The sequence below is a fragment of the Exiguobacterium sp. s157 genome (assembly GCF_018618205.1).
GTDB lineage: Bacteria > Bacillota > Bacilli > Exiguobacteriales > Exiguobacteriaceae > Exiguobacterium > Exiguobacterium chiriqhucha.
On the sequence record NZ_JACSLQ010000001.1, the window covers coordinates 114,440 to 126,817 of the forward strand.

10 protein-coding genes are annotated in these 12,378 nt (G+C 52.6%); 6 read left to right on the top strand and 4 right to left on the bottom strand.

The genetic code is table 11. The features are described 5' to 3' along the window. Positions 1-40: 40 nt before the first annotated feature. The 3 genes from KNP67_RS00630 to KNP67_RS00640 all read left to right on the top strand — a co-directional run bounded on the left by KNP67_RS00630 (position 41) and on the right by KNP67_RS00640 (position 3,640). On the top strand, positions 41-820 hold the full coding sequence (locus KNP67_RS00630; RefSeq protein ID WP_029595924.1) for a sulfite exporter TauE/SafE family protein: 780 nt from the start codon (positions 41-43) through the stop codon (positions 818-820). Positions 821-1,015: 195 nt separating this feature from the next. Next, a complete protein-coding gene (locus KNP67_RS00635) occupies positions 1,016-2,923 on the top strand; it encodes an LTA synthase family protein (protein WP_131472305.1) in 1,908 nt (635 codons plus the stop codon). Between the two features lie 102 nt (positions 2,924-3,025). Next, the gene (locus tag KNP67_RS00640) at positions 3,026-3,640 is read left to right on the top strand and encodes a class I SAM-dependent methyltransferase (protein WP_029595922.1); all 615 of its coding nucleotides are present in this window, start codon (positions 3,026-3,028) and stop codon (positions 3,638-3,640) included. A 19-nt stretch (positions 3,641-3,659) separates the two neighbouring features. On the opposite strand, the gene KNP67_RS00645 is transcribed toward KNP67_RS00640, so the two are convergent. From KNP67_RS00645 to KNP67_RS00660, 4 genes are all read right to left on the bottom strand, one after another. Further along, positions 3,660-3,854 carry a hypothetical protein gene (locus KNP67_RS00645; RefSeq protein ID WP_021066752.1) on the bottom strand — a complete coding sequence of 65 codons (195 nt, stop codon included), beginning with the start codon at positions 3,852-3,854 and terminating at the stop codon, positions 3,660-3,662. A gap of 106 nt (positions 3,855-3,960) precedes the next feature. Further along, the gene (locus tag KNP67_RS00650; protein WP_035385683.1) at positions 3,961-4,509 is read right to left on the bottom strand and encodes a cysteine hydrolase family protein; all 549 of its coding nucleotides are present in this window, start codon (positions 4,507-4,509) and stop codon (positions 3,961-3,963) included. 65 nt (positions 4,510-4,574) lie between these two features. After that, positions 4,575-5,312: an ABC transporter permease gene (locus KNP67_RS00655; RefSeq protein ID WP_021066754.1), complete on the bottom strand. Its 738-nt coding sequence runs from the start codon at positions 5,310-5,312 to the stop codon at positions 4,575-4,577. Beyond that, positions 5,290-6,225, bottom strand: a complete 936-nt coding sequence (locus KNP67_RS00660) for an ABC transporter ATP-binding protein (protein WP_029595920.1) — start codon at positions 6,223-6,225, stop codon at positions 5,290-5,292. Before KNP67_RS00660 ends, KNP67_RS00655 begins: the two co-directional genes overlap by 23 nt. Positions 6,226-6,560: 335 nt before the next feature. Here KNP67_RS00660 and KNP67_RS00665 point away from each other — a divergent pair, with 335 nt between their 5' ends. The 3 genes from KNP67_RS00665 (at position 6,561) to KNP67_RS00675 (ending at position 12,365) form a co-directional block, all read left to right on the top strand. Beyond that, complete coding sequence (locus tag KNP67_RS00665; protein ID WP_214755702.1) at positions 6,561-9,407, top strand: 2-oxoglutarate dehydrogenase E1 component; 2,847 nt, start codon at positions 6,561-6,563, stop codon at positions 9,405-9,407. An 18-nt stretch (positions 9,408-9,425) separates the two neighbouring features. After that, positions 9,426-10,703: a 2-oxoglutarate dehydrogenase complex dihydrolipoyllysine-residue succinyltransferase gene (odhB, locus tag KNP67_RS00670; protein ID WP_058763087.1), complete on the top strand. Its 1,278-nt coding sequence runs from the start codon at positions 9,426-9,428 to the stop codon at positions 10,701-10,703. Between the two features lie 91 nt (positions 10,704-10,794). Further along, a protein-coding gene (locus tag KNP67_RS00675) for an IS3 family transposase (RefSeq protein WP_131471677.1) occupies positions 10,795-12,365 on the top strand; the annotation gives its coding sequence in 2 pieces (ribosomal slippage) (positions 10,795-11,434 and positions 11,434-12,365; 1,572 coding nt in all). Positions 12,366-12,378 lie beyond the last annotated feature (13 nt).

Consider the following 12,378-nt stretch of genomic DNA (forward strand, 5'->3'; position numbering starts at 1 on the left):
AACTTACTTATATAGAGGGTAGGGAATTGGAGGAGTTAATATGGAATTTGGATTTATTATCACCATCTTTTTGATCGGCTTTATCGGGTCGTTCATTTCGGGGATGGTCGGGATTGGCGGATCGATTATTAAATATCCGATGCTGTTGTACATTCCACCGCTTCTCGGCTTCGCAGCGTTCAGCGCCCATGAAGTATCGGGAATCAGCGCGATTCAAGTTTTCTTCGCGACAATCGGTGGGATTTACGCATACCGGAAAGGCGGCTACTTGAACAAGCAGCTCATCCTGTATATGGGTGTCGCCGTGTTGATCGGGAGTTTCATCGGCGGCTACGGCTCGACGCTCTTGTCTGAGAACTTGATTAACGTCGTCTACGCCGTGCTCGCGACGATTGCGACAATCATGATGTTCTTACCGAAAAAGAACGTCGAGGACGTCCCGCTCGACCAAGTCACATTCAATAAAGTGATTGCAGCGAGTTCGGCGTTCGTCGTCGGGGTGGCCGCGGGAATCGTCGGGGCGGCAGGCGCGTTCATTTTGATGCCGATTATGCTCGTCGTGCTCCGGATTCCGACGAAGATGGCGATCGCGAGTTCGCTCGCCATCACGTTCATCTCGTCAATCGGCTCGACAGCAGGGAAAATCATCACCGACCAAATTGTGTGGGAACCTGCCGTCATCATGATTATCGCCAGTTTGATCGCCGCACCGCTCGGCGCGAACGTCGGTAAAAACATGAAGACGAAATCACTGCAGATGATTTTAGCGTTACTCATTTTAGCGAGTACAGTAAAAATTTGGATGGATATCATCGGGTGAGCGAATCACTCGTAATCGGCTACCGAGGCGACTCGGTAGTCTTTTTTTCGTAAACATTGCAATCGGATTGTTAAGTTTGTGTATAGTTGTAAACGTCAATTAGTTGAATTGAGTTCAAGGGAACGTTAAAATATAGCTTATACGTCTAAAAAGAAAATGAATCTTTAACTTGAATTCCATATAAGGAGTGTTTACATGAATCCCATGAATCAATCGAAAGGAAGGATGGACCGCTTCCGCCAGACGGCGCTCGACTCGTTCAAGACACACCGTCTGTTTTGGATGTTCACCATCCTGTTATGGACGAAGTCGCTGATCGCGTATCAGTTCTTCTTCAATATGCCGGCCGAGAACGCGGTCCAGGCATTCATCCTCATCATCAACCCGCTCAGTTTCACGTTGTTCCTGTTCGCTTTCAGCTTCTTCTTTGGGGGGAATAAGCGGAAGTGGGCACTGTACAGTCTGTACCTCGTCTCCTCGCTCATCTTGTTCGCGGATACGACGTACTATCGTGAGTTCACAGACTTCTTGACCGTACCGGTCTTGTTCCAGTCGTCGAACATGGAGACGCTCTCGTCTTCATTCCTGTCGCTTCTCGAATGGAAAGACTTGCTCCTATTAGGGGACCTCGTTGTGCTTCCATTCCTACTATGGAAGATGAACGAGACGAGCCAGGCATCGCAACGCCGCGTCTTAATCACGTTCGGTGCGGCCGCGGCCTTGTTCGGGTTCAACCTCGTCCTCGCCGAAACGGAGCGTCCAGAACTGTTGACGCGCTCGTTCGACCGAGAGCTGTTGGTTAAAAACTTAGGAACGTTCAACTTCCACGTCTACGACGCCATGCTCCAAACGAAGACGTCGGCCCAGAAGGCGCTCGCAGACGGTTCTGAACTGGATGAAGTCGAGAATTTCACACGTCAGAACTATGCGGCTCCGGACCCGGAGATGTTCGGGAAGTATAAAGGCAAGAACGTGGTCGTTGTCTCGTTCGAGTCGGCCCAAAACTTCACGCACAACATGAAAGCGTCGAACGGCGAGTACATCACGCCGAACTTGAACAAACTGATCGAAGAGTCCCACTACTGGCCGAACTATTACCATACGACCGGCCAAGGGAAGACGTCAGATGCCGAGTTCGCACTCGATAACTCGCTTTACGGCCTCTCACGTGGAGGAGTCTACTTCACGAACGCCGACAACGAATATAACGCGTTACCAGAAGTCATCAAAGATGACAACTATTACTCGGCCGTGTTCCACGCCAACAACAAATCGTTCTGGAACCGCGACCAGATGTATCAAAACATCGGCGTCGACAAGTTCTTTGACGAAGCCAGCTATGACCTCGGAAACCCCGAGGATATGACGGAGTGGGGTCTACTCGATGATGAGTTCTTCCGCCAATCGGTACCGATGCTCGAAGAGCTTCCGGAACCGTTCTACGCGAAGTTCATCACGCTGACGAACCACTTCCCGTATACGATGCCGAGTGAAAAGCACGAGCTCGTCCCGAAATTCGAGACGAACTCGACGACACTCAACAACTTCCCGCAAGCGCTCGCTTACCAGGATTATGCCCTCGGCTTGTTCATCGATGAGTTGAAGGCGAACGGCATGTGGGACGACACGATTTTCGTCGTCTACGGTGACCATTACGGGATCTCGACGAACCATAATGACGCGATGGCCGACTTGCTCGGCAAAGACGAGTTGACGCCATACGATGTGGCTAAACTTCAAGCGGTTCCGTTCGCGATCCACTTACCGGGCCAAGACAAGGGTGAAGTGCACGAGACAATCGGAAGTCACGTCGACATGAACCCGACGATTCAGCACTTGCTCGGAATCGATACGTCTGAACAGGTCGGATTCGGGAATGACTTGTTCTCGAAAGAGCATTATGACCGCGCCATCTTCCGTGATGGAACGGTCGTGACGCAAGACCATCTGTTCACGCAGTCGATGTGTTATGACGCCAAGACTGGCGAAGTCGCTGAAGATGGTGCAGCATGTACGCCACTTGAAGAAGAAGCGAATAAAATCCTTGAGATGAACGACCAGCTCATCTATTCGGATTTACTTCGCTTCAAGCAAGACCAATAACGAGGAGAGGAAAGGTTGGAGACAATCTTTTCTCTTTTTTTGTGGTCGTGGCGTGCTAGGAAGACTAAGATGAAAGCACAGTAGCTTTCCAAAGGAGAATTTATGACATTAGATTATACGGGAGAACGGGTCATCCCAGATCGCATGGACCCGCTGAACGGCTTGTTGCTCGAACATATCGCCCGTTACCATTTCGCCTTGTTATACATGAACGGACGCGTCCTCGATTTTGCGAGTGGGAGTGGATATGGCAGTCAATTGATTGCGAAGAACTTGAAAGGGATCGTGACCGAGGTCGTCGCTGTCGACTTGTCAGAAGAGGCGACACGTTATGCGAAAGGGCGTTATCACCATCCGAACGTCAACTATATCGTCGGCGATGTCGTCGACCGGACGTTGCCGGACAAACTGGGGACGTTCGATTGCATCGTCAGCTTCGAGACGATTGAACATGTCACCGACTATGAGGCGTTCATGGCGAACGTGTGGGACTTATTGAAGCCAGGCGGAATCTTGGTGTTGTCGACACCGTTCGGTCAAGGCGTTGGGCAACCGACGAATGAGCCCTTCCATGCCCATCAGTTCACTGAGGCCGAGTTTGAGGAATTATTTACGGCCTTCACATCGACCGAGTTCTATTACCAGCGAGGCGTGCTCGTCGAACCGAAGCGGGGGACGCGTCATTATCCAATCGGCATCACCGTCGCGGTCAAATAAAAAATCCCGATGAACGAGGTCATCGGGTAATGAAATAGTATAACAGGCCGAGCGCCAAAAATGAGACCGGGAACAAGACGATATACGTCCACGACACCATTGACCAGCTTTTCTTTTGATTGTAGTCTGATTTGTCTTTCCCGAGTCCGACCATGATCGTAAAAATGAGGGCAAGCACGCAAACGAGTAACGATAATCCAATTGTGAGATACATGTTGTCACATCCTTCATTGTTTCTTCATATATCAAGCATAGCTGAAAACAAAACGAAAAAGCCTCTGAAATGTTGGGATTCTGTGTCCAACAATCAGAGGCTTTTATCACACCTGGGTATCTTTTATATACGTGTCGGCATCATCGGTCGAAATGCCGAGCGCCTCGTGGATGACGGTCAAGGCGCTGTCGTTGCGCTTGTCCGTCTCGGCGGCGACACAGTCGCGCGGGACGTGGAGCTCATACTCGCGCATATAGCCGTCGTTCGCCGAGAACAAGATACAGATGTCCGAGGCGACACCGGTCAGGACGAGCGATGTGACCTCAAGTTGACGCAACAAGATATCGAGCTGCGTCCCGTAAAACGTCGAGTGCCTTGGTTTGATGATGAAATACTCTTTGTCTTCCGGTGCAATCCGTTTTGCGATAGAGCTGCCTTTCGACGACTCGACGTGACGGATGATATCCTCGGTGCTGTCTTTCCACTGACCGAAGTTGTCGTTGCAATAGATGACCGGCCAATCGTTCGCCTTAAAATGCCGCTTCAGTTTTAATATCGGGTCGACAATTGGCTCCGTGTTTCGAAGTAGGTCCTCCCCGCCGACAAAGTCGAAATCATTGAACATGTCGATGATGAGTAACGCCGTCTTTGACATCGTGGTCCCTCCATTCAAAATGAGTCTCACATTATGAAGTACCACTCTGCCGACTGCGTTAATCGTCATTCAGCGAACGTTTTGCTTCGGAATACGAATGCTGTGATGATATAGAACGCGACGATATGAATCAACACATAGAACGCCGAGAACCAAATCGTTACGTCCATTGTTTCCATGAAGCCAGGGCTCTGGTAATAAATCGACAGGTCCGTATGCAAGAAGACGATCCATTTGGCAATGTCCGGCTTCCAAGCGATGAGGAGTCCGCCGATCATCGTCGAAACGAAGTTCGCGAGCACGGTGAAGCCGATGACGACACCGACGGACTTGAAGACGACCGAGAACATGAGCGTCAAGAAGATGACGAAGACGCCGCTCGAGACACTAAGTAAGACGTTGCGGAACTGCTCGAACGTCAATGCTCCGTCGAGCGTCCAGGCGAAGCCATACGTGACGGCAAGGATGAACACGAATTGGACGAGCATGATCAAGAGCGCGGCGACAAGTTTCGAGAGTAAAATCCGGTCACGCGAGTAAGGGCTCATGAGCAAGTGCTTCAACGTATCAAATTTCAACTCATTTCCAATCATCTCGGCTGTGAACACGATCGTGAAAATACCGAGGAACGTCATGGCGGCCATCGTCGCATAGTTGACGAATGTTTCCGCGTCACCTGGATTGTCGCCGCTCCGGACGATGAAGTACGTCAAGATGATAATCCCGGTATACATGCCGAGCGCGATCAACGGTTTGATCGTGCGCCGCCACTTCATAAATTCATTGGCTAGTAATGAACGCATTGTTCGTGCCTCCTTCTTTCTTCGTCACTTTCAAGAACTGCTCCTCAAGGGTCTCGTGTTTCATGCCGATTTGATAGACCGCGATGTCGCGATCGACAAGATGTTTCAACAAGTGCGGGATATCCGTTTCCGGACGTGGGACGATGAACGTCTCGGCCGATTGTTGAATGATTTTCACGTCATCGAACGCGAGTGCGACGACATCGAGCGCCTCGTTCATTTGTTTGCGGTCGACTTTACAGAGGATGACGCTCTCCGTCTTCGCTTCGCCGTCACCTTGAATCGATTTGATTTGTCCTTGGTCGATGATGGCGAACCGATCGGTGATCAGTTCCATCTCGCTCAATAAATGACTTGAGATGAGGATGGCGATGCCGCGATGGTCGGCTAAATGCCGTAAGTAGTTACGCAAATCGGCGATTCCGGCCGGGTCGAGCCCGTTCGTCGGTTCGTCGAGAATCAAAACTTTCGGGTTATGGAGTAGGGCACGGGCAATCCCGAGGCGCTGTTTCATCCCGAGCGAGTATTGTTTCACTTTCATATCAAGTTTCGTCTCGAGTCCGACGAGGGCACCGAGGGCGTTCAAATCAACTTTCTTTAAGCCGGGAATCAAGTTCATCGCGTGAATCAAGTTCTCGCGGCCCGTCAAATATGGATAGAAGGCCGGGTTCTCGACGATGGCTCCGATGCGACTGAGCGCTTGTTGGCGATCTGTTGAGACGTCGAACCCGTCGACAGTCACAGTTCCGTGTGTCGCCGGCATGAGGCCGGTGATAATGCGGATTGTCGTCGTCTTCCCGGCACCGTTCGGTCCGAGGAATCCGAAGATTTCTCCAGGGGTGACGTCAAAACTGACGTTCGTCAGGACGTTCGTCTGTCCCATTTTCTTGTGTACGTTTTGTACGGATAACATAAGGTCACCTTGCTTTCGTTGAGAGTATTTTCCAACTGGATTACCGTACTATACGGGGTAGATTGAAACAAGGTTTCACCTATTTTTGAAATTGTTGAAACAAAAGCCTGATTTCACAATTTGTTGATAAGGAAAACTTATCGAAATAGTATGGACGAATTGTGAATTTGAATGGGTCTTTCCATATGGAAAGGTGTAGTATGGAGAGGAGAGAAAGAGGCAAGATTTGGCTCTTTTTGCAGGACGAATCAGAAGGATGAACTGCTTCGTGCTTAATGTTAAAATGAAAGCGTTCACACATCGGACGCACAGGAACGGATAGGGGGATTTATTCAATGGGAGAGTCGTCGAACGGTCGCGAAGAAGTGCAAGCATTTTATGGTCCAAACTTAGGCTATATCGTTGAATTGTACGAGCAGTATGTGGAAGACCCAGAATCAGTCGATGCGGAGACGCGTCAATACTTTGACGAGCACGGGGCACCGGAAGCGAGCGCACCTGTCGCGCCGGCTGCATCGTTTGATTTAGAGAAAGTCGTGGCAGCGACACGGTTGGTCAATGATATCCGGGCACTCGGCCATAAAGCGGCCGACATCTATCCGCTCAAAGACCACCCGCGCGAGCACGGCTTATTTGCGTTTGACCGCTACGGGTTGAGTGAAGCGGACCTCGAGCAAGTACCGGCTCACTTGTTGTCGGAAGACGTGCCGAAGCCGGGTGCGAACGCGCTCGAGCTCGTTCGTCACTTGCTTGACGTCTATACAGGACCGGTCGCCATCGAGCTCCGTCACTTGGATGACATGGAAGAGAAGCGTTGGATTCGCCGCCGCATCGAGCAGGGCGCATTGAAAGCGAAATACTCGAAGAACGAGAAAATCGAGTTGTTCCAACGTCTAGCGGAAACAGAGTTGTTCGAGTCGTTCCTTCATAAGACATACGTCGGACAAAAACGCTTTTCAATCGAAGGGCTCGACGCGATGGTGCCGCTCCTTGACGCGATGGTCGGCGGCCTCATCTCGAGCGGGTCAGAACATATCAACATCGGGATGGCCCACCGTGGACGCTTGAACGTGCTCGCGCACGTGCTCGGCAAACCGTATGAGATGATTTTCGCTGAGTTCCAGCACGCTCCGAATAAAGAATTGATTCCGTCGGAAGGATCGATCGGCATCAACTTCGGTTGGTCCGGCGACGTGAAATATCACCTCGGTCTCGACCGCAGAGTGTTAGAAGAGAAGAAAGAGGTCCGCTTGAACCTCGCCAACAACCCGAGTCACCTCGAGTTCGTCGGTTCGGTCGTCGAAGGGTATACGCGCGCCGCGCAAGACGACCGCTCTGAAAAAGGGATGGCCGTCCAACATGACGACAAGGCGGCATCAATCTTGATTCACGGGGATGCTGCGTTCCCAGGTCAAGGCATCGTCGCCGAGACGCTCAACATGACGAACTTGAATGGTTATCGTACAGCCGGGACGGTCCACGTCATCGCCAACAACACGATTGGCTTCACGACCGACCCGAGCGACTCGCGCTCGACACGTTATGCGAGTGATATCGCCAAAGGCTATGAGATTCCGGTGTTCCACGTCAATGCGGACGATCCGGAAGCGTGTGTCGCTGTCGCTAAACTGTGCAGCGAGTATCGCGCCAAGTTCCATAAAGACATTCTCGTCGACTTGGTCGGCTACCGCCGCTACGGTCATAACGAGATGGATGAGCCGATGAACACGAACCCAGTGCTCTATAAGGCCATCAAAGAACACAAATCGGTCCGTCATGTCTATGCCGACGTGCTCGAAGCGGAAGGCGTCATGTCGAAAGAAGACAAAGCGACGATCGAGCAATCGATTGAAGACCGTCTTAAATCGGCCCGTGACCTCGTCCCGGCTGAAGAAGAAGATGCCGACATCATCTTGCCGGAAGCGGTCCACAAAGGCTTCCCGTTCGTCGAGACAGGTGTCGAACGTGACGTGCTCCAGCAATTGAATGACGAATTGCTCGTCTGGCCGGAAGGCTTCGGCGTGTTCCATAAGTTGCAAAAAGTGCTCGACCGTCGCCGTGACGCGTTCGCGGACAACGGGAAAGTCGACTGGGGCCATGCCGAGACGCTCGCTTACGCCTCGATCATCTCGGACGGCACACCAATCCGTTTGAGCGGACAAGATTCGGAGCGAGGTACGTTCGCGCAACGTAACATCATGTTGAACGATGTCGAGACAGGCAAGAAGTTCTCGCCGCTCCATCACTTGTCGACGGCGAACGCCTCGTTCTCGGTCCACAACAGCCCGCTCTCGGAAGGTTCGGTGCTCGGTTTCGAATACGGCTACAACGTGTTCGCCCAAGACACGCTCGTGCTTTGGGAAGCCCAGTACGGCGACTTCGCCAACTCGGCGCAGGTCATGTTCGACCAGTTCATCTCGGCCGGTCGCGCCAAATGGGGACAGAAGTCAGGTCTCGTCATGCTGTTGCCGCACGGGTATGAAGGCCAAGGGCCAGAGCACTCGAGCGCCCGCATGGAGCGTTACTTGACGCTCGCCGGAGAGAAAAACTGGACGGTCGCGAACTTGTCGACGGCCGCGCAGTACTTCCACATCTTGCGTCGTCAGGCGAAGATGCTCGACACGGAACAAGTCCGTCCGATGATCATCATGACACCGAAGAGCCTGCTCCGTCATCCGCTTGCAGCCTCATCGGTCGATGAACTGTCAGACAATAACTTCCGTCCGATCATCGAACAAGTCGGTCTCGGTGAGAATCCGGACAAAGTCGAACGTCTCGTCTTCTGTTCAGGGAAGATGGCGATCGATCTCCAAGAAGCGACGATGAAGTCAGAGGAGTCACTCGACTTCCTGCACATCATCCGCGTCGAAGAAATCTATCCGTTCCCGGTCCGCGAGATCCGTGAATTGATCAGCCGCTATCCAAACACGAAAGAGATCGTCTGGGTTCAAGAGGAACCGAAGAACATGGGGGCATGGACGTACATCGAGCCGCGTCTCGAAGCGGTCACATCGAACCGTCTGAACGTCCGCTACGTCGGCCGTCGTCGCCGTTCGAGTCCGGCTGAAGGAAACCCGACAGCCCATAAACAAGAACAAGCACGCATCATCCGTGAAGCCATTTCACGTGACGCCGTCTCGGCTGCTGCCGGCACGAGCACATACCAAAAAGATCGTAAATAAGTTAAGGGGGAACTCATTGTGATCGAAATCAAAGTACCGGAATTAGCAGAATCCATTACGGAAGGAACGGTCGCGTCTTGGCTCAAACAGCCAGGCGACCATGTCGAAAAAGGGGAAGCCATCGTCGAACTTGAGACAGACAAAGTCAACATCGAGGTGCCTGCCGATGAGTCGGGTACGCTCGACGAGCAATTGGCGGCCGAAGGGGACACGGTCCAAGTCGGACAAGTGATCGCTCGCCTCAGCTCAGGTACTGGTGGCGGCACGGCTGTCGCGACGAAGACAAAAACGGAAGCGGCGACAGAAACTGCTCCAGCACCAGCTGAGACGAAAGTCGAAGCGGTCGGAGAAGCGAAGAAAGTCGAGCGCCGTGAAGAACATGTCGCGAGCCCAGGCAAAGGACCGATCGCGACACCGGCGGCCCGCAAATTGGCCCGTGAGAAAGGCATCGATTTGTCAGCCATCCAAACGAACGACCCGATCGGCCGCATCAACGTCCATGACGTGACGAGCCACGAGTCGAAACCGGCACCGACGCCAACGCCACAAGCACCGAAAGCTCCGGCAGCGGCACCGCAACCAGCAGCGAGCGGCAAAGACGAAGAGCGCATCAAAATGACGCGCCGTCGTCAAACGATTGCCAACCGTCTCGTCGAAGTGCAACAGACGGCAGCGATGCTGACGACGTTCAACGAAATCGATATGTCGGCTGTCATGGCGCTCCGCAAACGTCGCCAAGAGAAGTTCATCAAAGACAACGACGTCAAACTCGGGTTCATGTCGTTCTTCACGAAGGCGGCCGTCGCGGCACTCAAACGGATGCCGTACTTGAACGCTGAGATTCAAGGCAACGAGATCGTCTTGAAAAAATACTATGATATCGGTATCGCCGTGTCGGCTCCGGACGGTCTCGTTGTCCCGGTCGTCCGCGAAGCGGATCGCAAGAACTTCGGTGAGATCGAGAAAGACATCTTGCACCTCGCCGATAAAGCACGCAATAACAAGCTCGGGTTGAGCGACCTCACAGGTGGAACGTTCACGATCACGAACGGTGGCGTCTTCGGCTCACTCTTGTCGACACCGATCTTGAACGGCCCACAAGTCGCGATTCTCGGGATGCACTCGATTCAACTCCGCCCAATCGCTATCGACGCGGAAACGATGGAGAACCGCCCGATGATGTACGTGGCGCTCTCGTATGACCACCGCATCGTCGATGGTCGTGAGGCCGTGACATTCCTCAAGCACATTAAAGACATGATTGAAGATCCAGAACAATTGTTGTTCGAAGCGTAATACAAGAAGGTCCATGCCGAGCATGATATGCTCCCCAATAGGTAGACAGATGAAATAACAAATCTGTTTATCTGATTGGGGAGTGTTTTTTATGGCGAGAAGTCGGCATTCAATCGAACAAAAACTGAGTGCACTACGGATGATGGAAGAAGAAACATATACGTGGAAGGAAATCGAGGAGGCCCATGACGTCTCTGAGCATACCCTCCGGGTGTGGAAAGTGAAATTCGAGACCGGCGGAATCGACGCCTTGAAGGAGTCGAGGACATGGAAACTGTACACAAAGGAACAGAAAATAGCGGCCGTACGTGACTATCTCGATGGGGTCACCATGGTGGAAGTCCTCTCCAGACATCAAATCAGTAGTCGTTCGGTTCTATATCGGTGGATCAAGAAGTATACTAGTCATAGCGAGTTAACAGATTCGAGAAAAGGGAGGGATCGAGCTATGACAAAAGGGAGAAAGACCACATTCGAGGAACGCATGGAGATCGTCAGGTATTGCCTGGACAATGGACGGAACTATCAACGGACGGCCGAGATATTCGCCGCGTCGTACCACCAGGTCTACGGCTGGACGAAAAAATATGACGCCGACGGCGTGCACGGGCTCGAGGACCGCCGCGGACGGACGAAGCAAGAAGAGGAACTGACCAACGAAGAGAAGCTCGAACGTCGCATCCAACAGATCGAGCGGGAGAACGAGCGCCTGCGGGCCGAGAACCTGTTCCTAAAAAAGTTAGAGGAGATCGAGAGGAGAGGTTGATCAGCCAAATCCGGCTACAATTGCGTTACATGGCGATCGAGGAAATGTCGACGACCGACACGTTCCCGGTCGTGCTCCTGTGCGAGATCGCGCAGGTCTCACGGGCCGCCTACTATAAATGGTTGAAGCGTACCGTCTCGGTACGCGAGGAGGAGAACCTAAGCCTACTAGAGGACATCCGCCTCCTCTACGACCAGGTGAACGGGACCTACGGCTATCGACGGATCACCATGACGGTCAACCGGAGACGACGCCAGCATGGCCTGCCGGCATACAACGAGAAGCGTATCTATCGTCTCATGCGCATCCATGAGATCCGTTCGGTCATCCGCCAGAAGCGAAAACGGCACAAGAAGTCGTCACCGCAGCATGTGGCCGAGAACCTGATGAACCGAGAATTCAGCGCGTCCCGACCGGACGAGAAGTGGTGCACCGACGTCACCGAGTTCAAATATGGCGCCGGAAGGAAGGCATATCTGAGCGCGATCATCGACCTTTATGACGGCTCGATCATCGCCTATCGCATCGGGAAATCCAACAACAACGCGCTCGTCTTCCAGACGATGATCCCAGCCATCGCGGGGCTCCGTTCAGGAGCGAGTCCGATGATCCATAGCGACCGGGGGTTCCAATATACCTCGAGAGGGTTCAAACGCATGGTGGAAGACGCGGGGCTGACCCACAGCATGTCCCGGGTCGGACGTTGTCTCGACAACGCCCCGATCGAGGGTTTTTGGGGTACCTTGAAAGTCGAGATGTACTACCTGCGTGAGTTCCAGGCCTACAGCGAACTTACATCAGCCATCGAGACCTACATCTCGTTCTACAACCATGATCGTTTCCAGAAACGACTAAACGGCTTGAGCCCTGTAGAATACAGGTCTCAAGCCGCATAGTCCGGTTTTCATT

Excerpts from the sequence above, each read along its gene's own strand:
- KNP67_RS00660 (WP_029595920.1), bottom strand. The coding sequence starts at position 6,225 with ATGTTATCCGTACAAAACGTACACAAGAAAATGGGACAGACGAACGTC.
- KNP67_RS00645 (WP_021066752.1), bottom strand. The coding sequence starts at position 3,854 with ATGTATCTCACAATTGGATTATCGTTACTCGTTTGCGTGCTTGCCCTC.
- KNP67_RS00655 (WP_021066754.1), bottom strand. The coding sequence starts at position 5,312 with ATGCGTTCATTACTAGCCAATGAATTTATGAAGTGGCGGCGCACGATC.
- KNP67_RS00650 (WP_035385683.1), bottom strand. The coding sequence starts at position 4,509 with ATGTCAAAGACGGCGTTACTCATCATCGACATGTTCAATGATTTCGAC.
- KNP67_RS00635 (WP_131472305.1), top strand. The coding sequence starts at position 1,016 with ATGAATCCCATGAATCAATCGAAAGGAAGGATGGACCGCTTCCGCCAG.
- KNP67_RS00665 (WP_214755702.1), top strand. The coding sequence starts at position 6,561 with ATGGGAGAGTCGTCGAACGGTCGCGAAGAAGTGCAAGCATTTTATGGT.
- KNP67_RS00640 (WP_029595922.1), top strand. The coding sequence starts at position 3,026 with ATGACATTAGATTATACGGGAGAACGGGTCATCCCAGATCGCATGGAC.
- KNP67_RS00630 (WP_029595924.1), top strand. The coding sequence starts at position 41 with ATGGAATTTGGATTTATTATCACCATCTTTTTGATCGGCTTTATCGGG.